Genomic DNA, 26,513 nt, shown 5'->3' with positions numbered 1-26,513 from the left:
TGCAGTCTGAATATTTTTCTTATTACACACTTTTCTTTTTTGAAGTTTTCTCATAACTATCCCAACATTCAATATTTTCAAGTCCTTTAATGTTTTCTTTATAAAAAATAGGATCTTTACCAGCTTTTTTCTGGTTTATATAATCTTGTAACGCCGCAAATGCTACTTTTGAAAGTAAGGTAATAGCAATTAAATTAATAATAACCATAAAGCCCATAAATAAATCCGCTAAATCCCATACAATTTGGATCTTTGCAACAGAACCAAATACAATCATAGCCAACACACTTATTCTGTATATCATTAACCACACTTTACTTGTATGTAAGAAGCGAATATTTGTTTCACCATAATAATAGTTGCCAATTAACGCACCAAATCCAAATAAAAAAACAAAGATAGCAAGACAACCCGATGCCCAAGGACCGATGTGTTCACTTAATGCTGCTTGTGTCAGTGCAATACCATTTAATCCCGGTTGTTTATATGCATCAGACAGCAAAATAATAAAGGCAGTGCTAGTACAAATGATTAATGTATCCGTTAATACACCAAATGCTTGAATCAGTCCTTGTTTCACTGGATGGCTTGTTGTTGCTGTTGCGGCAACGTTTGGTGCACTTCCCATACCAGCTTCATTTGAGAATAAACCGCGTTTAACTCCATTCATAAGTGCTGCACCAATTGAACCACCTGCTATTTGTTTAAAACCAAATGCGTTTTGAACAATAAGAGAAAGAACTTCCGGCATTTTTGATATGTTGGTAACTACAACAAATAATGCAACTCCAATGTATAATACCGCTAAAAATACCACCTTGTATTCAGCCATTTTTGCAATACGTTGTACACCACCAAAAATAATTGCAGCAAAAGCAATGGCCATGATTATCCCAACTGTTAGACGATCTGTACCAAATGAGTTTTGAAAAGCGATTGTAACTGTATTTGATTGTACTGAATTGAATACAAGACCAAAAGTAATTGTGATTAAAATAGAGAATAATACTCCCATCCAACGTTTATTCAACCCTTTTTCCATATAATAGGATGGACCACCGCGGAAACCAGTTTTATCTTTTACTTTATATATCTGTGCTAATGTACTTTCAACAAAACTGGAGGCCGAGCTAATAATAGAAATAATCCACATCCAAAATACAGCTCCAGGACCACCTAATGCAATTGCAATCGCAATTCCTGTGATATTCCCTGTTCCAACGCGGGCTGCCATACCAATACAAAACGCTTGAAAAGGAGAGATTTGATCTTTAGAACCACTTTTCCCCTCCATTAATACACGGACCATCTCTTTTAACATTCGAAACTGTACAAAATTCAATTTAAATGTAAAATAAATTCCGCAAATAACAAGCATAATAATTAACAATTTAGACCATAAAAAATCATTCGTTGATCCGACTAAATCTACAAAAAACCTTTCCATATTATCACCCCATACCAAAAATTTATCTATCATAATCTATATAAAATCACCTATATTCCCTGACATAAATACCTCATTCATATTCAAATACAACAAGGATAAAAATTTCCTATACTAATAGGATTGGTCTGTTTAAGCAAACATTACAATATGCAACTGTAAAACTGAAATTTTGAAGAACTTCACGTTTATACACCCGGTGCTCTATCCCCTTCTGTAAAACTAATATTCTTATCCACTAATGTTGTTGTACTATTATGTTTGTTTCGTTTACCGGTGATTTACATTTAAATCATAATAATCAATAGTGATTAACTGGTTTTTTATTAATTTTTGCAACAACATGGAAATATCTCCTTTCTCACTACTAATCTCAAAATAGTCTAGGTAAAAACTTCACGAAAAATCTATAAAGCGCTTTCAATCTTCAATTAAGAGAAGCTTGTCTTTAATTTATAATTAAAAGTACAGAATGTTACGAAAAAGTACAGATTTTTATAAAAACAAAAAAATATTTTAAGATTTTTCATCTAAAAAAACAGTGAGATTTTGTGAATTTTATACAGTATCCAAACGTCGCGGATGCTGTTCTACCTAATCTCTGACAAGCCTCTATTTTCTTCATAAAAACATGCATATTTTTTCTCTTTTAGAAGTTCATATAAAGTATTTGAAATCAAGAATCAACAGGATATTATAAGAATATTTAAAAAATAAAACATTTAATTTATTTATGGTATCATACAAAAAACATTTGTTTTCTCAATTAATCCCCCTAGTTGGGTTCGTCTATATTGCACATATTTACAACATTAAAGACACTAAGAAAAAAAGGATTTTGTTGAAGGGATGAAACATTGCAAAACTCTTATTTAGGACCTTATGACATCCTCTTTTCTAGCAATATCGAGTTATCCCAAAAAACGTATATTTACTAACATAGATTACAGGTGGTGTATTGTGAAAGAAATAGTATTCGTTCAAAATAAAAAAAGACTCCTTATGAAATTCGAATTTTTAAAAAAGGATTTAGTACTTACCATTTCACTGATACTAGCAATTGTAAGCTGCTTAATACATTCGCCAAAGATCGAATATATTAACTTTGAAGTGTTGATTAGCTTATTTAATCTAATGGTGGCCATTAAGGCCTTGGAACAGCTAAAGATATTAGACAAACTTGCCGTTGCGATTTTAAATAAATGCAATAACAGCAGGTCAATATCTATTATTCTAATTTTGTTATGCTTTATTTGCTCCATGTTTGTAACAAATGATGTTGCTCTCCTCACTTTTGTACCAATAACACTTGTCATTAGTAAAAAAACACAAATGAACATGATGGATACAATCATCCTACAGACAATTGCGGCAAACATCGGTAGTAGCTTGATGCCTATGGGAAACCCACAAAATTTATACTTATATTCTTACTATGGAATTAAGCTCATCCCATTTTTAGGTTCAATTCTGCTTTTAGCTGTACTTGGAATTAGTTTGTTATTTATATTTACTCAAAAACTTCAAAAAACAGATTTAAAAATAGAATTACCTGTTATTACCGTGAAGAATCGAAAAAAAGCTACCATCTGGATTTTGATACTTATCACTATCATTGCATCTATTTTTGGTTTCATTAATTATTACATTGCGCTAATAGTTACACTGATGGCGGCTTTTACGTTAGATAGAAACTTACTATTAAAAGTTGATTACTTTCTTCTAATAACCTTTGTCTGTTTTTTTATTTTTATTGGAAACATTTCTCATTCTGATGCACTGGAGACCTTCGCTCGCGCTAATTTAAGAGGAGATACTTCAGTCTTCTTTAGTTCCATATTTTTGAGTCAATTGATTAGTAATTTTCCTACTTCAATTCTTCTATCAAACTTTACTTCTGATTGGAAAGCTTTATTACTAGGAGTAAATATTGGAGGGCTTGGAACAATTATCGCATCTTTAGCCAGTGTAATCTCCTATAAACTATTCATTCAGGCCAATGGTAAAGAGAGTAAGGCGTATTTCATTAAATTTAGCATTTACAACTTTTCATTTTTAATCATACTTACATGTATACAATACTTTATCTTTAAATTTCTAAAAATTTTTTAAAAAATTGATTACTTTAGAAAAACCCAAATTTCTCAGCATTAAATTGAGAAATTTGGGTTTTAATATAGGTATGTTTAAAGAGATACAACAAAGTTACCATAAAGTGAATAAGATTAATATCTTAACTTGGTGTCGGATCAATAATACGAACTATGCTCGAATTATCATTATTAACAAAGTCAACTAGTTTTAATCAGTGGGGGTTTTACTGTCCGTTAACGCGGGATAAATATTCACCATTTTTATCATTGCGGAGACATCAAAACTTTAACTTGGTGGGATATAGTACTACCCCATCACCATCAAGCTAAGATTTTGAGACACCTCCATAACGAAATTTTCCCTTTACAGTTATTTGTGAGAATTTAGCCTATATATAAAAAAGACCACTCCTTACAATAAAAGAAGTGATATTCCTAAATTATATATTTCATTAAAATAAAACTATTATAATATGGTTCCATTCAGCCATCCGTTTATGGCAATAAGGTCCATCAATACATGTAATTCTGTACCTATTAAAGCAGAAATAAAAATAATTTTTAATGAAGAGCTCTGTTTATAAGTAAACAGTTTCATTAATCTAGGTATTATTTTAAGACCTAGATTAATTAGTAAAGTCAACACTAAAGCGCAAGCTAGTCCACCTATGAAACTCTCATCTACCGCTCCTCCTGGTATAAGCGGTACCTTTCCAATGAACATGCTTATAGCATCTGGAATCGCCATACCGAAAAATAAAGTTGTGATATTTAAATGTTTTTTATATACTAATCCTACAGTTGCGGTAACTACTGTATGTCCTATAACGCCAGCCATATGAATCCTCCGTAATTTTTATATTATTTTTCAGTTAATTTTCACCTTTTTTAGGCTTATTATTTTATAATTGATAACGCTTCTAAAAACTGTGAATTATCTTTTCTACTCTCAATAATTCTTTGAAATTCTTTCTCCACTTGTACTGAGTTTTTATCCTCGGTATCGACAACTCCATGATTATTTCCATAAACTTTGTTAAGTTCAAAAATTCCCATATAGGTTTCTTGTATAGGAATTTGAGTAAACATAGAATTATTGACAATTAAAATACACTGTTCATAATTCGAGTTACGATAATGCCCAAACCAAGTATTACTATCATATTTTACCGGTATTTCTTTGTCAGCAATTACTACTTTTTTTATATTTTTATTTTTTTCACTCGCAAATAACACAGCAGTATCATTTGTTATTTTAGGCATAGACTTTATTGGATCTGAAATCGGTGTAAAATGATCTTCTCCCTCTCGTAATATCCCTTTTTTTATTACGGCTTCACTTGTTTTTTGATCCATAATAAATACTGATTCTCCATTATATTGTGCTGTTTTAACTTTATATAAATCGATAGACTTAATTTTACTTTTATTTTCACTTCGTATATCTTGTAAAGCTTGTTTATCTCCCAACATCAAAATTCCATTTCTTGGTTCTTTAGGCGTGAACGCCAAGTATAAACCAAATAAGATGGCTCCAATCATACATAGGTTAATGATTTTTCTCATTTTTAATCTCCTTAGAATTATTGTTTAAAGGTGGCTTAACTAGTTAAGATAATTGCTGCACATCATCTATACGTATACCGTTTCTTTAATTTGTATTTGCTCTTTATATAGAATAATTGTTTTATGGAATTTCACATATTCATTTACCTTTCATTTGTATTACATTTATGTAAGGTAAAATTATTAGCAAACTACAATTATCGGAATAGCATCCTACTATTTGTATGGTCAATTGATCGCGCCCTACTCTGTTCTGCTATTATGTTTCAAATGCATCAATTACTTCTTATGAAAAGAAACAAGAACTGAGTGAATATAAGGTCATATATATGATTAAAGATTATTTTCTTCTTATTTATCAAACCATACAGAAAAACACCCAAGAACTATCAAAGGTGTTACTTCGCCTGTTCAATCACCTACAACAAAACGGACGAAAATCTCATCGGTATGGGAAGAAAACAGTCTTTGATATATTAGGTGTCGTTTACACTTGTACTAAGTCTAATAATTAAACGGATTAATTCAAAAAAGGAAACTCGTTAGGATTTATTTCGTATGCAAATCCTTAAAGAACTGACACTGGATTTTTAGAAAAAGAAAGAAATCTCATGTGAAATTAAACTTATATAAGCTTAGCTTATTGGGTGGCACTACCCCAATTAATAAATATTACTAACCATATTTCTAAGTTAATATCTATCATATTTTTTATAAACAAGATTAATTAGATTTAAAAAAAGATTTCTTTTTCTTTACTCGTAATAAGTCACCTGTCCATCCTTTGACTCGCATATATAAATACATACCCCCTGTTGTAAAAATGATAAATAAGAGAGCGATTAAATAGCTATATTTCCATTCTAGTTCAGGCATATATTTAAAGTTCATACCCCATAATGCTCCTAAAGCTGTCAACGGCGTACTTACAGCAGTTAATACAGTAAGGGCTTTCATAATTTCATTCCCACGATGAGAAGAAACAACTTCTTGTAAATGAATCATCGTGTCTAATTCTTCTTGGTACTCTTTAACAAGTTGTAATCCACGCTCTAATTTTACGTGTGTTTGTTTATAACAAAGGGTGTTTGTTAAGTTTTCTAACCAAGCTTCCTCCAAGCCTTGTAACACTTCTTGTATTAAGCGAAACACATGTGTATTCATAAATAATTCATGACGAATATGATAAATTCTTTCTAAAACTGCTATGTTATTATGATGATAAAAATCCCATAATACATTTCTAAAATTGTTTTCGAAATAGTCAACCTTTCGCAAGTAGTGAGATATAAAGATTGATAAGATAGCACATAATCCTTCAGCGGAACTATTACAATTTTTTACACTAAAAGAGGAATTATGTATTAATTTTTGGAAATCCTCTTCCTCTTTTTCCTGGACCGTTATCAGTATTCCATGAGCTACGAAATAATGAAGAAATTTTTGAATTTTGGCGTCCTTTTTATCTTGATCATATAAAAACGAACCATATACACAAGTTTGATTTGGTGATAACGTATAAACATATAATCCATTTTCACAAGGAGAACTTCTTTTTTTTACAAATTGAGAGAAATAAGGTGTTACATCACGAGGGATGATAGAAGAAGGTTTTTCAAGTTCACTGGTTTTCACATGATACCAATCCCATTTCGGCATTTTTATGCATTCCATATTATTCTTCCTTTCTGAATAGTTTTATGTTTCATTGAATAGTATCCGTAATATGAAATTTATATGTAGGTATTCATGTCTTGGAGGAAAAGTTTTTAGATCCTCTACATTACAAACTAAATGGCATAGGAGGTCTTCTTCTGTTACAAGGAAGACCCCCTATATATTAGTTATTTGTATTCTCAATTTTAAACAGTTCCTCTATACAAGCACTTTTTATCTTTTCTTATTTATATGTGGCACGTCTATTCAACGAACTCCATTTCGGTCGTTATTATAATTTAGATTCATATACAGATTGATTGGTGATGTCGTCAAATACTTGACTTCCAATCATATAGTACCCATGAAGTGCAGCCTCTTTCGAAGCGTCTACCATACGGAAAGAAGAAATTTCACCTTGCATTTTTTCAATTCGTTTTTTGTGGAGATCTACTATTCCTCCTGTCCAAATAATAGTGTCATACTGGTCTAACTTAAATTGTTCTTGTAATACACACATAACGTCTTGGAAGTGTGTATCCAACTCTTTTTGAATCAAAGTATGAACCTGACTTGCCTGAGGATTTTCTTCTCGACCTCCATATCCTTTTTCTAATATGTTTGGCATGTCGTTAATATGCAAGTGACCACTTTCCCCCGCATGATTCTGCACGATATTCTTAATGTTTTTCAAAGGCTTGCTACATCCTAGTTCCGTCTCATAATGATTTAAAATGACATTCTGTTTCATATCTGTCATTTCTAATGTACGAAATCCACCATCAATAATTAAGATACGATCTCGTTCCTCAATGATTCCCTCTTTTAAGAAATAAGCATGTAAAGCGACCGGTTGCTGAAGAATCAAAGCATTTTCCACCGTAATATGAATAAATTTGCCATCAATTTGTACGGAAGTTTCTTTTTTTAGCGCACGTTGTAATTGCTCATGCTGACTACCAAAATAAGTGACAGGAAGCCCGGTAACAACTAAAGGTAACACGACATTTTCTTTATAATCCTTTGCAATGCAACCAAATATTTGTTGTTTAAACTGTTCGCTTTCATAATAATTTTCTATTTCTTCTTCAAATGGAGGAAGAAATGAAGCGTCAGATTGATGCGCTTCATTTCCCATGTAGTATGCAAAGTCTAAGTCTATAAAACTCACCTTTGTTAAATCTTCACTTTCATCATGATTAGGTACAGGGGCTAGTGTGGAAGCTTCACTCTTAACCGTCACCTCAGAATCTTCATCCTGTCGATATGCTCGCTTAGTAAAGCCGATTCCTACATCAATTGCATACAAAGATTTCATACTTTTTTCCTCACTTTCTATTTTTAGAATTAAATCTAAGCACTCTCTTCTTTCCCTTCTTTCACATATTTCTTTTCATTTTTCGTTTTTTCCCCGTCTATTTCCTTACTATTTTCATTTTTTTCGTAATCCTTTTCATCTTTTTTCTTTTTATTATTTTCGTTTTCTGTTAAATCTTTAATGGTAGAAATAACAACTGGTGTGGCTGTAAGCAGTTGTGGTAATGTTTGTTTTGCAACATTAGCTGCAGTTACAGAGAATTGTTTACTTGTCTCAGTTACCTTCTCTAATGTTTCCTTTATGTTTCCTTCTTGTAGTTTGTCTTTTACGTTTTTTCCTGTTGTTTGTATAGCTTTCCGATTTTCTTTTTTTAATAAGGAGACTATCACTCCGGTCGTAATCCCAATCACAGCATATTTAAATATTGTATGTTTCATTTTTCTCACCCTTCTCTACTTTTAATTTCTTCCATGCTACAACCTAAAATAATTACCTTACCTATTGCAATCTATTAGAGAGAATGATAGTTTTGCGGCTGCCTATCACTCGCCGTTAGTGTTCCATCTGTTACTAGGAGTAAAATTCTCCCTTGATCTAGTTTTTCTTCATATAAGTTAGCTTCCTCCTTCGACAACCCCATTTCTTCCATTTGATTTCTGAGCTCGTCCCCTTTTTTAGAGAAAAAGTTGATAATACTTGTGCCCAATCCTTGTTCTTTTACTCCAATCGTATTTGTGTTTGTATCATCCGCAATCTTTTTTGTTATATGTTTTTCATGTGTTAAGACGTAAATGTCATCTTGGTGAATCCCTTGCAATTCTAGCTCTTTTACTTTCATAACTACTTCCTGTTCATTTTCATATTCATGAACCACCGGTTTTCTTTCATTCTTATGCATTGGATTTTTCCTCCTTTAGATTTTTTATTTTTTTATTTAGTTGTTATGTAATATGTAATACACCTATTTTAAAGATGTTAAACCTAAATTTTCAAAAAATTTTATACAATAGGTTATTAATGTTTTTGAATATCCAAGCACTGTCATGAGAACTTTGCTTTGATAACAGTGTTACAAATAACAATTTGCTTAGAAGACAAGCCTCTTTTTTATCATTGGATTTTCCAATGACATAGAAGCACAGCGCTGCATTACATGTAACTATCCCATAGAATTCTCTATTCCAAAAGAAAGCATCTCGCTAGATGCTTTCTTTAATGGTTCGCACTATAAATTTATTTAGATAATTCTCTTATTACTATAAAATACATTTATTATAGTTCCTAAATCTCACTTATTTCTTAATTCACTCATACCAATGTAAAACTAAATAACTTACCATCAAAAATAAAGAAAACAGGTTATTTGGCTATTCATTCCTTAAGCTTAATACTCAAGTTAATCTTTTTTCACTCGGTTAAACTTTGTTAAGAAAACCTTAAGGAATTTCCCTCTATATTTATAAGAATTTTTTTCTATACTGAATCATGTAAATGAACAAGAGGAGAAATGCTTATGAAGAAATTTGTACTTTGCATACTAGGAATAGGCCTACCTATATACATACTACCTTTCATATTACGAGGGGATTTGGATAGATTTAATCCGATTGCTGAAGAAAAAAATGTATACGCCATTGCGAAGGGATATGGTGTTCCGGATTATCATCATAAAGGACGAGCTATGTACGCCCTAAAAGGTGTTGATGAATCAAGGAATGAGAAAGAATATACAGTAGGAACTAGTACCCCTAATGATTTTATAAAAAAAACTTACTTGAAAATTCATGTAAAAGGAAAGTATGTGTATTCTTACGATATTATCGCTGAAGAGGATATTCCAGAGAAAATAAGAGGGAAATTGAAGATAGCAGTTAAATAAAAGAGCCGACTCGTATGAGTTGGCTCTCCCGTCTATCATTGTTTCAACAACCATTCTTCAATTACTTTCACTGTTTCATCTCGTTGTGCTTTTGGCGTAATTAAGCTCGCATTATCACCTTTTTGCTCACCATACATGCCAAAATGAGCATGGTTTCCGCCTTTTATCATGTGCATAGTTGTATTCTTTGACATGAACTTTTTATTGTTCTCTATTTTTTCTACAGTTGCTAAAGCGTCTACTTCTCCATAAATAGATAACATCGGAATCGATTTCGTAGAGAAGTCATCTGCAGGGTACGAGCCTAAGAAAATGATTCCATCTACCTTTTCTTCATTCTGAAAGGCATACTTAGAAATCATAGCTCCGCCCATTGAATGCCCTGCAACATACCATTTTTGAACTTCAGGATACTGTTCCATTACACTGTCTACTGCATTGATTCCAAATATCGCTAAATTTAATGGCAACTTAGGTATTACTACAAAGTGTCCATCTTTTGCAAGAGCTTCTCCTAAGTAACTATAAGCCTCAGCTTCTACTTTAGCTCCTTGATAAAAAATAACCCCTATTTTAGCATCTTTCTCTCCAAAAACGATATTCTCTCCATCTTTTTTATCATCTACTAACGACAAAGCCTCTGTCGTCGGTTTATAAGTAAACTGGGACCAAACAAAAAAACTAATACTTCCTATAAGTAAAATACCTAGTAAAGAGTACAGAATAATTTTTATCCATTTCTTCACAAAGATGACCTCCCTAAGATGTATATATTCTATATTTCAGATTTTCATTAGCACACATAAAAACTCGAGCATTTTTATTATGCTCAAGTTTTCATTTACGTCTTTAATTTATACTATAAATGCTCCAAGATAAATATGTAGCAAATGTAGCCCATAAAAAATATGGAATTAGCAACCATGCCGATACTTTAGATAATTTGGAAGAAACCGCTATGAGAAGTAACGTAGTAATAGCGACTAGTAAACAATCTACTGTTGCTAAAAATAAATTTTTTTGACTAAATTGAAAGTAGCTGAACGCTTGATTGCAAATATAATTTAAAAGGAATACGAACCAAAATGTTTTTGGCTTACCTCCATATTTGTTGTAAATCATTGTAACCGACAATGCAATAAGTCCATATAGTACAGCCCAAACTATTCCGATTATCATACCAGAAGGTGTCCAAGACGGCTTTTCTAGTGCATCGTACCACATACGATCAATAGGAAATAAAATACTAGAAACATAAAACAAACCATATGTTAGTAAAAATACTAGAATACTAGATTTTTTCATAAACATTCTCCTTTTTCAATAGAAGGTTTTAGAAACTCTATATGATTATTCAGTCCCTTTAATGGGTAACATTCTAATATTTAAATTTCAAATACATATTGTTTAATCTATTTTATGCGAACTCTTTCATACTTTTATATGCACAAAGCGCTCTCTCTCGTGCTGCCTTATGGTCAACAACTGGCAAAGGATATGTATGACCAAGCTTAATATTGGTCTTTTGTAAAATATGCTCAGGTGCTTCCCAAGGTTTATGTATATACTTATTCGGTATATCTCTTAATTCTGGTACCCATTTTCTTATATACTCTCCATTTTTATCAAACTTTTCTCCTTGTGTGATAGGATTAAAAATACGAAAGTACGGTGATGCATCTGCTCCACTTCCAGCAATCCATTGCCATCCCATTGTATTATTTGCAATATCAGCATCTAGTAGTGTATCCATAAACCATTTTGCACCTTCTTGCCACGGAATTAACAAATGCTTTACAAGAAAAGAGGCTACAGCCATTCTTGCCCGATTATGCATAAAACCTGTTTGCCATAGTTCCCTCATTCCCGCATCAATAAACGGATAACCAGTTTCCCCCTTCTGCCATACTGTTAATAACTCCTCTTCCTTATTCCATGGAAAATGTTCAAAGTTTTTATTAAGCGGTTTATATACTGTAAATGGGTAATGATATAGCAAATAATAAGAAAACTCTCGCCAAATCAATTGACGGATAAAACTATTCACTTGTTTTTCAAAAAGACTACATTGTCTTTCGGTACTTTTATCGATTAAGTAATGATACATCCACTTCACTGATATTTGGCCAAATGAAAGATAAGGTGCCAACATCGAATGAGCATTTTCATTTGGAAAATCTCTTCCTTCACTATAAGAGGCTAATTTGCTAGAGAAAAATTTCTTACATGTTTTGTATGCCACTTCTTCTGTAGGATCCCATATTGATTCCATATGAGTTGTCCACCGTATAGTCGGCAACAAATGTAATTCTGAAACAGATAAACTTGCTGGTAAAGAGTTTCCTCCTTTTATACGCTGCACTTTACTAATAGGCTTAGGTACTATCTGCTTTTGAAATGCATTGTAAAAAGGCGTAAACACCTTATATTCAGTGTTATCTTTCTTTTTAATAACCCACGGTTCTAATAATAAATGCGAATTAAATTCCTTACAGGTAATACCTTTATCTTCTAACATCATTTTCATTTTTTGATTAAATTGTAATCTTTCCGGATCATAACAAATATTCCAATATACAGCCGTTATACCTAACTGTTTTATGAGAGAAAGTATTTCTTCCTGTGTATTTCCTTTACGAATTATTAAAGTAGAGCCCAATGCCTCAAGTTGCTTTTGAACATCTATTATAGCATGATGTAACCACCACTTTGACGCACTTCCTATTGAAAAAGTTTCATCATATACATATAGCGGAAGAACCTCACCAGACTGAGCAGCTTCAAATAAAGCTGGGTTATCATCTAAACGAAAATCTTTTTGAAACATAACGATGATTTTATTTTGCATGGCTATCCTTTCCCATTCTTAAAGTACAATTCATTCTTTATTCGAACAAGTACTTCTGTTATTTTTAAATGATTATAACAATCGTTCTTTTTATTTTATAATCTTCTTCATTATAAACATTGATTTTCTATCTCTCTAAGTACATCATTTCCTATATTATCTATCTTTTCATTTTTTACGTTATTATATAAACTCTGTAAAATCTTTAACTCTGTTCTTAAATGTAAAATGACACTAGATAATATATATAGCTTAGCTAAACTCTCTTTTCCACACTTCTCTTCATATACTTTTTGAAGAGTAGTAAGATATAACGTCAGTTGAGAAATTTTAATTTTTAGCTGTTCTAGAATTAATTGTTCCTCCCCGTATTGTGCAAAAAGTAACGCTTCATATATAGGACGATGCATATCCTCTTTCTTTATCATTTGCTCTAATAATAAATGCTCAAATTCTTGTTTACCACTTTGAGTAATACCGTAAATAGTCCGTTCAGGGCGTTGTTCATTACGAATAATATCAACAACTTCTATAAAGCCCTTCTTTTCAAGTTGCTCAAATGTATAATATAAAGAGCCTTTTGTAATTTTTATATAATATTTCATTTCACTATTTTTTAAAAGTTGCTGGACTTCATACGGATGCCTATTTTTCTCCATAAGAAGGCCCAGCATAAAAAGCTTTGTATTCATAACTCTCCACTCCTTAATAACCTATACCAATAGTATAAGCTAAAAATAAGCAAAGAATCTTTTTGTTTTATAAAATTTATGACTTCAAATTCACTTTATTATCCTTTGTACCGGCTTTAACGTTCCCCATAAATAATATCGCCATAAACGAAACGATAATGGGAAGTAAAGCTAGTAGAAATACAGTAGTAATCGAAGATGACATAGCAGCTATAATTTTTTCAAGAATAAAAGTAGGGATACTGGCCCTTATATCTGAGCGAAATATTGCACTTGGATCACCTAAATTATTTAACATGCTGGAACTGTGTTCTATTCCCTTAAAAGCATCCTTTAAATTAGCTGTAAAGGTACTATTTTGAATGGAGCCAAAAATCGTTACCCCAATTGTCATACCTAGTGAACGAAAAAATGAATTTGTTGAAGTAGCTGAACCACGGAATCTCGGTTCCATATTATGAATAGAAACTGTAGGAAGTAAAGAAAACGAAAATCCAACCCCAAATCCCGTTATAATCATGTATATCGTTAAAAGTGCACGGCTTGTTTGCGGATCCATCGTTCCTAATAAATACATACCTATCCCAAAGGATATTACAGATAATAACATTAAGTTGCGGTAACTAATTTTCGTTTGAAATATTCCGCCAATGGCACTACCTACGACAGAACCTAACATCATTGGTGTTAAAATTAATCCAGCATTAGTTGCTGTTCCACCATATACAGCCTGAACAAAAATAGGAATGAATACTGTTAAAATAACAAATGTTGCTCCATAGAAAAATGTAATAATTTGAGATATTGCAAACTCCTTACGCTTAAACATCCAAAATGATATGATCGGATCTTTCACTTTTCTTTCTACCAATAGGAAGCCAATAAAAAATACAATAAACGATGTAAATAACCCAATGATTTGTATCGAATCCCACTTAAACTCTTTTCCTCCTAATTCTAAAGCGAACATTAAGCTAATTACTGCTATTACGAGCGTTATCGCCCCCCACCAATCAATATTTTGCTTAGTAGGTGGATTATTTTCTTTATAAGCTTTTAAAATAAAAATTAATGACATTAAACCAATTGGAATATTGACGTAAAAAATCCAATGCCAACTAATATTTTCTGTTATATACGCGCCTAATAAAGGTCCTAATACACTTGAAGAACCAAATACGGCCCCTAATAATCCAGTCATTTTTCCTCTTTTTTCAATAGGAAAAATATCAAATACAATGGTAAAGGCGATTGGCATAAGTGCGCCCCCACCTATACCTTGAATTGCACGATAAATACTTAGCTGAACAATGCTTTGCGCAGTACCACATAATGCAGAACCAATTAAGAAGATTAATAAACCAAAAATATAGAACCTCTTTCTACCATACATATCAGATAATTTCCCAAAAATAGGCATACCAGCCATAACTGCAACCATATAAGCAGAAGTAACCCAGACGAATTTATCCAATCCACCCAAATCTGAGACAATTGTACCAATTGAAGTAGCAACAATTGTATTATCCATTGCAGCCATTAAAATGCCTAGCATTAAACCAGCTATTACTAAGCGTAAGTTGGTCTCTTTTGCAACCATGCCTCTTTCCTCCTTTTTTCACACCCAACAGAATAAATAGTCTAATTAAACTATATACTCATTATAGTTTAATTAGACTATTTTTCAATAAAAAAATAAATCCCCCCAAAATATATTGGAGAGATTACAAATGTAGAATTGCTTCCTATATAAAATAATTAAAACCGTTAAAACGATCACTTCTTTATACTACTTTGATTTTGCATACACGTAGCTTATTCATTTAGTTTTGGTCTAGTTTGTAAATATAAATTCAAATCTGGACTTGAACCGCTAATAATTACATCTCGAACAATTTTAGAAAGTGCCATACTATATACTAATCCATTATCTCCATACGCATAGATAAAGTGACAATTTGGAAACTCTTCATACATTCCAATTATAGGTAAACCATCATGAGTACCACCATAAAAAGCGCTTAAATAAAATTCAGGTTCAACCGTAATATTTGGAAAGAGCTTATTAAATTCATTCACTAATTTCTCTTTTTTATGGATTAATTTTGAATCTCTTTCTTGTGCAATGTTTGTATCTTCATCTAACCCACCTATAATAATCCTGTTATCTGCAGTAGTTCTCATATAAATATATGGTCTCGCAGTTTCCCAAATGAGAGTACGTTTATACCAAGAAGATAAATCTTCTACAGGATTAGTAACAATTGCATATGAGCTAATTAGTGTAGCGTTCTTTTCCTTTTTAAATTCCAAACCTTCATATCCTGCAGCCACAATTACTTTATCGGCAGTAATAGAATTGCCCCCTTTTGTATAAAAAACAGCACATTCTTCCGCTAACTTTTTGCCAACAATCTCCGTATCTTCATAAATGTGGACTCCTCTATTAGAAGCTTGTTTTAATAAACTATGTGTAAATTTATACGGGTTTATTTCACCATCGTTATACGTATAAATAGCTGCACGTTTTGTAAATGGATATCTCTGTCCAATTTGTTCTTTTGATAGCCAAGTCGCTTTAAAATCATGCTTATGTAAATAATACAGTTCTTTCTCTAATTTCTTTATATCCTCTTCATAACTTGCATAATATAAACTGTCACGTCGTTTAAAGTCAGAGCAATAAGGTGTATTTTGATCAGCATATTCAATATCATTAATAGCTTGTTCACATAATTTCATATGCTTAACTGCATACTCTTCTCCAAATGTATTTACAAGTTCAAAAAACATCTTGTCACCTAAATATTGAATAAGTGCTGTATTTGTAAGGTTACTTCCATGTCCTACCTTTCTTTTATCAACGACAACAATCTTTAAATCTGATTCACTTAAATAGTATGCGGATTGAGCACCGGAGCTCCCTGCTCCTATTATTAGTACGTCACATTTTATATCTTCTTCCAACCGAGGATAAGAAGGTGTATTAGAAAAAGTTGTGTTCCAATATAATTTCCCTGTCTGTAAATCCATTTAAAGTGCACCGTCCTAAATAAAATAGTTATATCCCCATCTGTATCTCCAAATCATTCTTACTATATACTTCTTATCAAAATTATTCTTGCTATCATTAAATTATTAGTACAATATGTTTGTCCACTCATATTTGGTATTAAACTAAGCTTATAAAAAGTTAATAGTATATATATTATTTATTTTCATTTAGAAATTTAAGAACTTGGTTAAAAGCTTCTTGACCTGCTGGAGTGTTCATTTTAAATTGAAATTCATGCGCTAACTCGCCAGAGATATTTTTATCGAAGAAAAGTGTATCTACAGGTACTCCTTTATTTTGTAAAGTAGAAGCTAATGCTTTAGCTTGCTCTTCAAATGATGCAGTATTTCCATCTGTAATGAACGTTGGTGGATAATCTTTTGTAACGTGTTGATAAATAGAGGCGATTTCCATTTCAGGTAATGTTTCAAACTTCTTTTTCCCAAAGTAAGCCCAGCCAGTAGTACGCATAAAGTCTTGCACTTCTTTGGATGTTTCCATTTTAGCTAATGCAGGCATATTATACGGACCGCAAAATAGCAGTATACCTTTAATTGTAGAAGGAGCAACAATAGCGTCGATTCCAGTTAATTTCGCATAATCTGGAGATGTTTGAATAGTAACGAATTGTCCAGATATTTGCGCTCCAGCAGAATCTCCGGCAAAATACAGGTCATCTAGTTTCACATTATATTTCTTTGCATTTTCTTTTATATATTCGTAAGCCTCACCAAGTTGTAGTACTGGTGTAGGATACTTTCTTTTAGGAGCAAGAGCATAATTTATATTTATTACTGTATAACCACGAGCAGCTAATTCTACTGCATAACCAGTAATGTCTGATTTATCTCCACCTACAAACCCACCCCCGTGCACCCAAAAAATAACAGATTTTTTTCCCGTAAGGTTTTTGGGATAAATAATATCTAATGTACCATCAGGAAATTTAGAATTATAATTGATATCTTTAACAATTCGTGTCTCTTTTAGAGCATTTTTATAATTGTTAGATTGAACAAACATTCCACCTTCAAATGCTTTTTTTATGAGAAACGCTTTTGGAATAGGTGAAACATTCCAAAAAACAACTCCCGCAATAATCAATCCGAAAACAATACAAATAGTTAACAACATTCTTTTTTTCCATATTATTTTAGGTTTTAACTGTTTTATTGTCATAATTAAAGAATCTCCATTATTTTTAATAATAATCTTAAAATAAAGTGAAACTTTAATCAGTGGGGGTTTTCTTCATCCCCCACTGATTATTAGTTGAACCAATCGGACTTTTATGGGCAGTTGATCCCCCGCCTAACTTCTTTGCTTTCGCTGAATTTTGAGGTGGGGGTCTTACTGCCCATTAAAGCGTGATAAATCACAACATAAATTTTTATTTCCCGCCTGCTAATCCGTCCTTAACATTTCATGCAAAAGGTTATATATTTTTATTATGTACATATTAGATATCTCCTATAAAACACATTAAAAATTCAAACAAAAAGAGCAAAAGATCCCCATTTATAGAAGATTTCTTTTGCTCTTTGTAAAAGACATAAGTCCAAATAAAAGTTGCTTATCTATCGATAATTTACACATAAGAATGCATTTGTTTTACTACTTGATTAGCAGAAACTTCAACAACCGTTTCTTTTCCACCTGTTCTATCAATCTTGAAACCCTGAACTTTAACATTAGAAGGCACTAACGGATGATGACGAATCATATCTATACTCTTCTCAATATTTTCACTAACATTTCCTTTTCCACTTAGCCATTCCTCAAGGCTACCACTTGAAAATTCAGGCATACAATTTTCAAAGAGATAGTCTAGTTCCTTGTTATTTTTTATAGAATCACGTTGAATTTGCAGATTAACTACATTAGTTTCTTTATCCTCTATTCCGACAACAAAAATTTCTTCCACATTTTCTTGATAAATAGCAATAATAATAGACCTCATTATATCTCCAAAAGGATGTACAATTACAGAATCACAGCTGTGTATAGTCAACATATTTTCTCGTTGAATGTTAGTTACTTGTTGGATAATAGGCTCTATTCCTTGTTCAATGTCTGTTAACAATAAAACCTTTTTATGCTTTGCATTCATATATAGCACTCCTTCTTCATGATTGTATTTATGAAACTTTTAAGCTAGTAACAATGATTCATTACATGATTTTTACCAGTTTTTCCAGCGTCCCTCTGGATCAATACTTGCAAGTCTGACCCATCCATTTTGAACTTTTTCTCGAAATGTGAAATCCTTATTTAGCAAGCGTTCTATATATTCAATAGGCGCTTGAATTACAATGAGTAAACGAAGTGGTGAGTGATACGTCTCACTATCTGACTGCATAACGGATTGCCAAGGTAAGCCTGATAACAAATCACTTGCATTTCCCTGCATAACACCGAGACCTGCCGTAACGGTTTGTGTTGTTTTGTTTCCACTACCATAATAATGAGGAGCTACAGTTGAAGCGTAATATTGTAGATTGATCCACTGCGCTACTGTTCCTGGTCCAGCTATGATGCTAGCTAATATATCGCCATTTTCATCCTGTTTCCAATCATAATTATGAAGGAAAGCCCTACCTTCTAAGTCGCAATCCTGAGTTAATTGACGTTGCCCGATAATAAAAGATGCATTACGGGCTAATCCCCATTCCGGACGTATTTCACTCCAATCTTCTGCAAATCGATGTGCCTCTTTACTCGGATTTTTTATTTTCGTTTTAAAATTAGGTAATTGCGTTAAACGCTCTCTATTTGCATGTTGGCTCACATTTGGCATAACCGACTCAATACGATCAAATGCTTCTTGCGCAGTTTCCGAAAGTTCTGGGACGTAAATCCATTCCAATTCATCCACTGTTGTTTTATGTTCAGCTGCTGCAAAAATGGTATCCTCAGGAATTTTAATACCTTCAGCAGACAACGCCTCTCTCACTTCTGGAAGATTACATAAAGTAGCGAAAACTCTTGCATTAAATCCTCCCGCTGCTCCGCCACACGCACCACACTCAAGCGCTGCAGCATAAGGATTGTTCGTACTTTGACTACTGTGGCCGCACATTACAACTAAAGGAGCGAAACCTTCTGTTAATCCCACCATTTTTAAAGCTTGACGCACATAGTTCACTTTTTCTTCTTTCGTAAAACCGATCGGTATCTCACAGTTTGTATCATGAACATGATTAAGCGAGAAAGTTGTATCAGGCTTTTGCAACATATTTTTACGAAGGTTACGAATGAAGCCACCTACTCTTCTTGGCACAAAACTCCTTGTCACCATTTGTAAACCAAGTAAAGGACCACTTACTTCAGGTAGCAACATACTTGTCAGTACGTTCTGTTTCATCGTTTTAAATGTATAACGTACCGAACTGCCTACCATCTTACGTTGTTCATAAGATTTACATTCATTTTCATCTGTGAGCTCTTTTATTTGATGTTTCGGTTTTAATATAACTGGCAAAGAAGGATGGCTGTCATTACTACCTAGTTCAGTAGTCGCAATTGGTAACCCAAAGAAACCAGCTATTCCAAACGTTTCGAACGGACCTAATTTTTCAAGGTGGCGACGAAACGGTTCTGAACGTACATCAATACAAAATGCTAATTGAGCTACTACACGCTTTTTATCATGAGTTGCACGTTGCTTAGAAGCAATCTTCTCCCTTAATTGCTCTGCATGCGTCTGTTCCCAAGCTTCTAGCCAAAGTTTCCTGCGAATATTTTCATCAAAACGATAGGCAAATGCTAATAATTCGCTTTGTTCAGCTGCAGACATTTGTGACCATTCCAGGGTTGAAATATTCCCCCAATGGATCCAAGAAGCTATAAGTGGGACAATCGCAACTTTTTCATCAGCCTTTTGATTTTTTATAGGTAAATACGGTTTTGCAATGGCTAGCTCCATAGAAATTCGAACGGCTAAATATTCTATAACGAGTTTCTGCTCCTGAGTTGACTGTCGGGAACGCCATAATATCATTCCTGCCCACCCAGGCAAAGCAAGCAAGTGCCCTTCAAGGTAAGCTTGCTTGTTAGATTCAGGAATTCCTAGTTCAAATAAAGCTCTTGTTAAAGCTACCTGAGCATCCTGTGGCCAATCTTTTAAAACACTACGTTCATTTTTACTAAGCGCTGGATCAAATGTAATAAGGTGATGCCACGCACGATACAAACCTTTCTCTCGATTTGGCATCGTCCAACTTGACCCGGAGTCATCCAAATATAATTTACACCATTTAATGATGTGATAATTAAGAATATCAGATAGGTTTTCACCCTTTTGATTCTCTATAAGTGAACTGATTAATTGCAAAGAAGAGTCTTTCATACTCCCTGTATTTATATAACTTATTTCTTCTGCTAATTTATTTAATTCTGGCGATGATAACAAACTAGAAGGTAATCTTTCTAACTTTAAAGCTTCTTGGCAAAAACGCTCCGCCTTCGCTCGCGGGATATGAAAAGATTGTGAATCAAGCCAACGAGACAAGCCACTTTGTAAAAATGATTCCTCAATCTCCCCTTTTGCCTTTGCCGAATGAATCATAGAAGCACTCGGATATATATCCACATTACGAATTTCTTTTAACCAATCTGCAACTTGTTCAAATGATTGTTTTTCAAGTCCCATCCAAGGGTGATGAGCTGCAAATGTAGCGATCGGCCAAAGTGGTGCAATCACTCGGCTAGCAGATTCAACTAAATCATTTATATTATTTTCTTGTAGATCAATATTTTTATCTTTCTTTTTTAAAGTCTCTTTCCTTAATATTGACGGTATGCTCATCACGAATTACCTCCCTTTGATACATCATGTTTCAGATAGTTTGGATGACTCTCTACTGACTTTCGTCTCGCCTCACCTACCCGAACTGACCAAAGATAAAGTACAGCGGATAAAGTAGAAGATTGATTACGAGTAACGAAAGTACAAATAACACTACTAAATAGTAAGATACATATAACAAAGATAACGGCTGAAGCTGAAGGTTGAACATTTTGATACATGTCAGTATGCAACCATTTATAAAGAGAATTATGAACGGCAAAGTAAATGAGAGAAAATCCAGCTAAAATAAATACGCCAACAATTCGTCCCATTCTTCCCTCTCCAAAAACAACAAGCTGTTTCCATGAAAAGTATAATGACCATCCTAAAATGAACGCACTAACGAATTGATATCCTTCTCCAGAAGTCATAAACCAAAAAGCAATCGCTATAAATAATCCGAAAACGCGCCCAACCATAGTCCATAAATTAGACACCTTTTCATTAGATTGCTTCACTACCCCAAAACGTTGTACGGAAGAACCAGCTTGTAAAAACAGTGTAGCTTTAAACAAACCATGTAAAATTAAATGAATAATAGCCGCCAAATAGGCTCCTAATGCGCATTGAATAAGCATAAACCCCATTTGTGCAATAGTTGATCCTACTAGCTGACGTTTATAATCAACTTGAACTAGATTAATTCCTGTTCCGATTAAGACAGAAATACTTGAGAAAATTAGTAAAATGATTTGTGCAATATCATCATGAAAAAGAGGTGAAAACCTAGTTAACATGATACCGCCAGCATTTACTAAACCAGCATGCATAATAGCAGAAACAGGAGTTGGAGCAACAGCTGACTCAATTAACCATCTTTGAAAAGGCCATTGTGCTGCTGGAATCATCACAGCTACTATAATCAATAAGTTAATTCCTGTTTTCTCCAACGTTCCAAATTGAGCTACATTTTCATTCGTTACAACTGATGTTAACTGCCACTGTCCAGTGATTTGAAAAAGCCAAATGATAGCTGCTAGCAAGGCGATCCAGCTTATTGTAAATAAATAACTAGAAATTTTTGTTGCTTCGCTAACTACTTTCCATCCTTTATTTAGACCTATGAGTAAAACCAATCCAATAAGAGTTGCTCCCCAACAAATAATCATGAAACGAAGATCATTACTTAACCATGCGACTGAAGATACACCTGTAGTACATGTAAAAAGTGCAAAGTATTTTCGATATGAGCGATCCCCCAGTAAGTAACGTATAGAAAAACGTTGAATGATTAAACCAATTGTAAGAACAAAGAAAGCCATGAACCAAGCTAAAGTATCTAGATGCCAAGGCCCCACAACTCTATCTCCATTGTGATTAACAAGTGCAAGTAAAGAAACCAATGAAGGCAAAGCAGCGATACCAATATGGATATGAACAAAACGTAAAGGTATCCTTGTATTTAAAAACAATAATCCACTTAGCCAAGAAGCACTAAGCGCCATAAAAAATAATGTTAACAGTGTTGATGAACCCAGCGAAATTAACATGTACAATACTCCCTTCCAAACGAAAATAACCTATAAAAATTTCTTTTAAGATAGTTTTTTAATTTCAAATTTCATTCACTCTTTTTAGTACATCGTTTTTTTCCATAAAAAAAACCGACAACTTCCATAATTCAATGATTTTATATCATCATTGAATTATGGAGATTGTCGGTTTCCCTTCAACTAACTTCAATAAAGTTTTTTGAAGAGCTCCCATTTTATAAAAGAATGTATGTATTACTCCTGTTAAAAAGAAATGTATATTTCTGATCTCCTAGATTATGCAGTCAATATATCAATTTATGTTATGCGCTATCTTTTCATTAAGAAACTTTTTCATTTAGTCAATATTACATATTAAAAAAATGCTAAAGCCTTAATTATAGCAAACAGTTAAAATAAGCATCTATTAATTTTTAAAACAATTATAAGATAAACCATATTAAGCAGTTTGTCAATTTATTTATCCGTTTTACGAATCAAAATTCATTATACATAAATAATTTCAAGTTTTCTTGTTTTCTAATCATTACCTTGTTAATAAGATAAAATAAAGTACACAACTTGTAGATTTCTTAATTACCTCACTGCATTTTTAGTGTATCTTCCACTACTCCTACAGTGATTTTAATTTTTAAAATTTCTCCTCAAGATTATGGAACAATTTAAAAATCATTACTCGTTCACCAGTACGAGAACTTATATCCGTATGAAAACTTTTTACTTCTTCTCCAGTTAATTCTAGTATAATCTCTTTCAAATCGTCAATTCCAGATTCAACTAGCTCCGAACGATTTTTCTTTATCGTTAGCATACCGTCTTTCGTTTCGCAAACAGTATACTCAGCCGGTGTTAAAATACCTTGTAAATTTACGATAATCATATCTCGTAATATATCTGTCTTAACGGATATAGACCCGCGTCCTAGGTAGTCCTTTTCCCAGTGAGTAATTGCTTTACTTATCTCTGATTCAATAGAACCTTTTGAGTTTTTCATTTATGCATCCTCCTTAAATAAAATAAATTTACAATAACAATATAATAATCTGGATTGATTTTATTTTCAATTCCTATGTAGAAATTATAGCAATTACAAAAAAGAACTCTTATAAAGTGAAACTTTAATCAGCCCTCACCAATCGGACTTTTATGGGCAGCCCGACCCCAACCTAACTTCTTTGCTTTCGCTGAATTTTGAGGTAGGGGTCTTACTGCCCATTAAAGCGGGATAAATTTAAGAGTCCTTTTTATATTGTTTCGGTCAATCAATCTTTTAATTGTTGTAGGTGGATTTTTTCATGTCTCCTTTAATATCTTTACAAAATACAGTTAAGTTCATAAACAAAAAGAAAAGCAAATGACCTTAATTATGAGATCGCTTGCTTTTCTTCCACCATATACTTTCTAAACAACTCTATAAACGATTCTAATTACTTGCCTTACTTTCAAGTTTTTGAGTTGCCACTTTTTTAGGCATGAAACATGCAAAGATTAATGCTACGAAAGATAAAAATAACATGAATAGATACGCATCACTTGAGCCGAAAATAGAAGATAATTTCGCTAGTTGAAAAGCTGTAATGTTTCCATTTTCTAAAAATAACTCTGAAGCGTGTGAAGTTGCTTGAGTTGTATATATAGTAATAACAACAGCTGTTCCAATAGCACCGGCTAATTGACGAACCGTATTATTTACGGCTGAACCATGTGAACCTAATTCTCTAGGTAAAGCATTTAGTCCTGCTGTATTTAAAGGCATTGAAATGAAACTTAACCCAATTCGTAAAATAATAGTACGCACCATTACATACATATACGTTGTGGATTCAGTTAAATCAATTACACCCCACATCGAAATAATGATAAATACTAACCCTGTAATAAAGAGTGGTTTTGCTCCGTATTTATCATACATTTTACCTGTAATTGGTGATAAGAATGCATTAATGACAGCACCAGGTAATAGAAGTAAACCTGATTCAAACGCAGTAAAGCCTCTTCCGTTTTGTAAGTAAATCGGTAAAAGAATTAAATCAGCATACATAATCATCGTGATAAGTACATTGATCACTGATGTAAGAGTAAAAATTTTATACTTAAATACGGATAAATTTAATAATGGATCGTTAGACTTTATTTGACGTAGGCAAAATAGCATTGTAACAAGTATCCCGGTAATAATTGTCGTAATAACAATCGGGTGATCCCATCCTTTACTTCCTGCACTACTGAATCCAAATAAAACACAACCAAAGCCAATCGTTGATAAAATGACACTTACAATATCCAATCTTGCTTTTGTCGTATCTGAAACGTTCATTAAATATTTCAGTGCGAGAATAATGACGATGAATACAAATGGAGCTAATCCAATAAATAGCCATCTCCATGATACATATTCAATGATAAAACCAGATAACGTTGGAGCGATGGCTGGCGCAAAAATCATAGCAAAGCCGATAGTTCCCATAATACTTCCGCGCTTTTCACTAGGATATAAATATAAAATAACTGTCATCATGAGCGGCATAATAATTCCTGCCCCAATTGCTTGAATCATTCTTCCTGTTAATAACATGCCAAAATTGATGGCACCGGCACATAGTAATGTTCCGATGAATAAAAAAATCATTGAGCTAGTAAATAATTGCCTCGTTGTAAAACGCTTCATTAAAAATACTGTAATTGGCACTAACACACCGTTTACGAGCATAAATCCTGTCGCTAACCATTGTACAGTTGCAGCTGTAACATCAAATACCTCCATTAAGTTACTCATCGCTACATTTAGTAACGTCTGGTTTAATGTTGATAAAAAACAGCCAGCAATTAGTACAAGTAATAAAATTTTCTTATTTCTTTCTGTTATTCCCTTCTCCATTTGTAAACTCCCTTTTTCTATAGTTGCATTATCGACACGGTGTCGATAAAATTCATAGTAACAAAGATACATATTCCTGACCATGAACAATTTTGTTGAAAATGTTCATTAATCGACATTGAAAATATGCTATGTCGAGAAAGTCAAAGAAAAATCTATAAAGGAGTTTCAAAATGTCTACATCTAAAAAAGAGGATCCTCGTACACTTCGTTCAAGAGAAATGTTTAAAAATGCCGTCTATTCCCTTCTACAAGAGGAATCTACCATTTCACATTTAACAGTCCAAAAAATCGCAAACAAAGCTGGGTTAAATCGGACAACATTTTACTTACACTATCAAGATATTCAGGATTTACTCATGCAACTCACTGATGAATTTTTAAACGAACTTTCTAATAAAATTACCGCTTTAATACACGTAAGCAATTTATCAGAAAAACAACAGCTAACACAATTGCTTGATTATTTATATACTCACCGAAATTATTTATCTGTTTTATTTAATATGAATCATTTTGAGGAACAATTATTTCTATTAATAAAGAAATTAGTAGAAACGCGCAGAAATAATAGTGAGACAGAGCTACCCGAAGATTATGTTGCCATTGAGATTAAAACCGCTTCATTGGTAGGAATCATTATGTGGTGGATAAAAAACGGACTTCATTTTAGTTCAGATTATATTACAAACCAAATTTATTTCATGTACAGAGGACAGTGAGGTTAGAGCATTTTACA

22 protein-coding genes and 1 pseudogene are annotated in these 26,513 nt (G+C 32.8%); 4 read left to right on the top strand and 19 right to left on the bottom strand.

Annotated features, from left to right (window positions below):
* Nucleotides 1-22: 22 nt before the first annotated feature.
* Nucleotides 23-1,447, bottom strand: a complete 1,425-nt coding sequence (locus tag ACTFSI_RS14210) for an alanine/glycine:cation symporter family protein (RefSeq protein ID WP_000439277.1) — start codon at nt 1,445-1,447, stop codon at nt 23-25.
* 960 nt (nt 1,448-2,407) lie between these two features.
* Between ACTFSI_RS14210 and ACTFSI_RS14205 the strand changes: the two genes are divergently transcribed.
* On the top strand, nt 2,408-3,559 hold the full coding sequence (locus tag ACTFSI_RS14205; RefSeq protein WP_138321676.1) for an anion transporter: 1,152 nt from the start codon (nt 2,408-2,410) through the stop codon (nt 3,557-3,559).
* Nucleotides 3,560-4,006: 447 nt separating this feature from the next.
* Here the strand turns inward: ACTFSI_RS14205 and ACTFSI_RS14200 are convergent, their stop codons facing one another.
* Nucleotides 4,007-4,378 (bottom strand): hypothetical protein, encoded by a 372-nt coding sequence (locus ACTFSI_RS14200; RefSeq protein ID WP_000929331.1) that lies wholly within the window; start codon nt 4,376-4,378, stop codon nt 4,007-4,009.
* 59 nt (nt 4,379-4,437) lie between these two features.
* Nucleotides 4,438-5,106 carry a lipoprotein BA_5634 family protein gene (locus ACTFSI_RS14195; protein ID WP_044793047.1) on the bottom strand — a complete coding sequence of 223 codons (669 nt, stop codon included), beginning with the start codon at nt 5,104-5,106 and terminating at the stop codon, nt 4,438-4,440.
* Between the two features lie 217 nt (nt 5,107-5,323).
* Between ACTFSI_RS14195 and ACTFSI_RS14190 the strand changes: the two are divergent.
* Nucleotides 5,324-5,621: pseudogene (locus ACTFSI_RS14190) on the top strand (IS4 family transposase); the annotation flags it as partial.
* Between the two features lie 208 nt (nt 5,622-5,829).
* Here the strand turns inward: ACTFSI_RS14190 and ACTFSI_RS14185 are convergent.
* The 4 genes from ACTFSI_RS14185 to ACTFSI_RS14170 form a co-directional block, all read right to left on the bottom strand.
* The gene (locus ACTFSI_RS14185) at nt 5,830-6,780 is read right to left on the bottom strand and encodes a magnesium transporter CorA family protein (protein ID WP_138321674.1); all 951 of its coding nucleotides are present in this window, start codon (nt 6,778-6,780) and stop codon (nt 5,830-5,832) included.
* 274 nt (nt 6,781-7,054) lie between these two features.
* The gene (locus ACTFSI_RS14180; protein WP_138321672.1) at nt 7,055-8,080 is read right to left on the bottom strand and encodes a ParM/StbA family protein; all 1,026 of its coding nucleotides are present in this window, start codon (nt 8,078-8,080) and stop codon (nt 7,055-7,057) included.
* Between the two features lie 35 nt (nt 8,081-8,115).
* Nucleotides 8,116-8,517, bottom strand: a complete 402-nt coding sequence (locus ACTFSI_RS14175) for a hypothetical protein (protein ID WP_000683223.1) — start codon at nt 8,515-8,517, stop codon at nt 8,116-8,118.
* 74 nt (nt 8,518-8,591) lie between these two features.
* Nucleotides 8,592-8,978 (bottom strand): general stress protein, encoded by a 387-nt coding sequence (locus ACTFSI_RS14170; protein ID WP_000549425.1) that lies wholly within the window; start codon nt 8,976-8,978, stop codon nt 8,592-8,594.
* 615 nt (nt 8,979-9,593) lie between these two features.
* Here ACTFSI_RS14170 and ACTFSI_RS14165 point away from each other — a divergent pair.
* Nucleotides 9,594-9,959 (top strand): YxeA family protein, encoded by a 366-nt coding sequence (locus ACTFSI_RS14165; protein ID WP_044793051.1) that lies wholly within the window; start codon nt 9,594-9,596, stop codon nt 9,957-9,959.
* A 35-nt stretch (nt 9,960-9,994) separates the two neighbouring features.
* Here ACTFSI_RS14165 and ACTFSI_RS14160 read toward each other — a convergent pair whose 3' ends face one another.
* From ACTFSI_RS14160 to ACTFSI_RS14105, 12 genes are all read right to left on the bottom strand, one after another.
* Nucleotides 9,995-10,705 carry an alpha/beta hydrolase gene (locus tag ACTFSI_RS14160; RefSeq protein ID WP_138321670.1) on the bottom strand — a complete coding sequence of 237 codons (711 nt, stop codon included), beginning with the start codon at nt 10,703-10,705 and terminating at the stop codon, nt 9,995-9,997.
* Between the two features lie 103 nt (nt 10,706-10,808).
* Entirely contained in the window at nt 10,809-11,264 is a 456-nt protein-coding gene (locus ACTFSI_RS14155; protein ID WP_138321668.1) for a TspO/MBR family protein, read from the bottom strand.
* Nucleotides 11,265-11,376: 112 nt separating this feature from the next.
* Nucleotides 11,377-12,807, bottom strand: a complete 1,431-nt coding sequence (locus tag ACTFSI_RS14150) for a cryptochrome/photolyase family protein (protein ID WP_138321666.1) — start codon at nt 12,805-12,807, stop codon at nt 11,377-11,379.
* A gap of 110 nt (nt 12,808-12,917) precedes the next feature.
* Nucleotides 12,918-13,499, bottom strand: a complete 582-nt coding sequence (locus ACTFSI_RS14145; protein WP_001093178.1) for a PadR family transcriptional regulator — start codon at nt 13,497-13,499, stop codon at nt 12,918-12,920.
* Nucleotides 13,500-13,575: 76 nt separating this feature from the next.
* Nucleotides 13,576-15,099 carry an MDR family MFS transporter gene (locus ACTFSI_RS14140; protein ID WP_138321664.1) on the bottom strand — a complete coding sequence of 508 codons (1,524 nt, stop codon included), beginning with the start codon at nt 15,097-15,099 and terminating at the stop codon, nt 13,576-13,578.
* Between the two features lie 215 nt (nt 15,100-15,314).
* Nucleotides 15,315-16,532, bottom strand: a complete 1,218-nt coding sequence (locus ACTFSI_RS14135; protein WP_070806454.1) for an NAD(P)/FAD-dependent oxidoreductase — start codon at nt 16,530-16,532, stop codon at nt 15,315-15,317.
* A gap of 175 nt (nt 16,533-16,707) precedes the next feature.
* Nucleotides 16,708-17,733, bottom strand: coding sequence for an alpha/beta hydrolase (locus tag ACTFSI_RS14130; protein ID WP_000153200.1), 1,026 nt, complete (start codon nt 17,731-17,733; stop codon nt 16,708-16,710).
* Between the two features lie 409 nt (nt 17,734-18,142).
* Nucleotides 18,143-18,664: a carbonic anhydrase gene (locus ACTFSI_RS14125; RefSeq protein ID WP_138321662.1), complete on the bottom strand. Its 522-nt coding sequence runs from the start codon at nt 18,662-18,664 to the stop codon at nt 18,143-18,145.
* Nucleotides 18,665-18,736: 72 nt separating this feature from the next.
* Nucleotides 18,737-21,361 (bottom strand): DUF2309 domain-containing protein, encoded by a 2,625-nt coding sequence (locus ACTFSI_RS14120; protein ID WP_138321660.1) that lies wholly within the window; start codon nt 21,359-21,361, stop codon nt 18,737-18,739.
* Nucleotides 21,361-22,893, bottom strand: coding sequence for an NADH dehydrogenase subunit 5 (locus ACTFSI_RS14115; RefSeq protein WP_138321658.1), 1,533 nt, complete (start codon nt 22,891-22,893; stop codon nt 21,361-21,363). Before ACTFSI_RS14115 ends, ACTFSI_RS14120 begins: the two co-directional genes overlap by 1 nt.
* 634 nt (nt 22,894-23,527) lie before the next feature.
* Nucleotides 23,528-23,890 carry a DUF2294 domain-containing protein gene (locus tag ACTFSI_RS14110; RefSeq protein ID WP_000798157.1) on the bottom strand — a complete coding sequence of 121 codons (363 nt, stop codon included), beginning with the start codon at nt 23,888-23,890 and terminating at the stop codon, nt 23,528-23,530.
* Between the two features lie 429 nt (nt 23,891-24,319).
* Nucleotides 24,320-25,774: a DHA2 family efflux MFS transporter permease subunit gene (locus tag ACTFSI_RS14105; RefSeq protein WP_440045438.1), complete on the bottom strand. Its 1,455-nt coding sequence runs from the start codon at nt 25,772-25,774 to the stop codon at nt 24,320-24,322.
* 173 nt (nt 25,775-25,947) lie between these two features.
* On the opposite strand from ACTFSI_RS14105, the gene ACTFSI_RS14100 reads away from it, so the two are divergent.
* The gene (locus ACTFSI_RS14100) at nt 25,948-26,496 is read left to right on the top strand and encodes a TetR/AcrR family transcriptional regulator (RefSeq protein WP_138321654.1); all 549 of its coding nucleotides are present in this window, start codon (nt 25,948-25,950) and stop codon (nt 26,494-26,496) included.
* Nucleotides 26,497-26,513: the final 17 nt, after the last annotated feature.

Source organism: Bacillus cereus group sp. MYBK101-2 (assembly GCF_051918845.1).
Classification (GTDB): Bacteria; Bacillota; Bacilli; order Bacillales; family Bacillaceae_G; genus Bacillus_A; species Bacillus_A paranthracis.
Note: the sequence above shows the minus strand (reverse complement) of the source record. Positions and strands in the feature narration are given on the sequence as shown.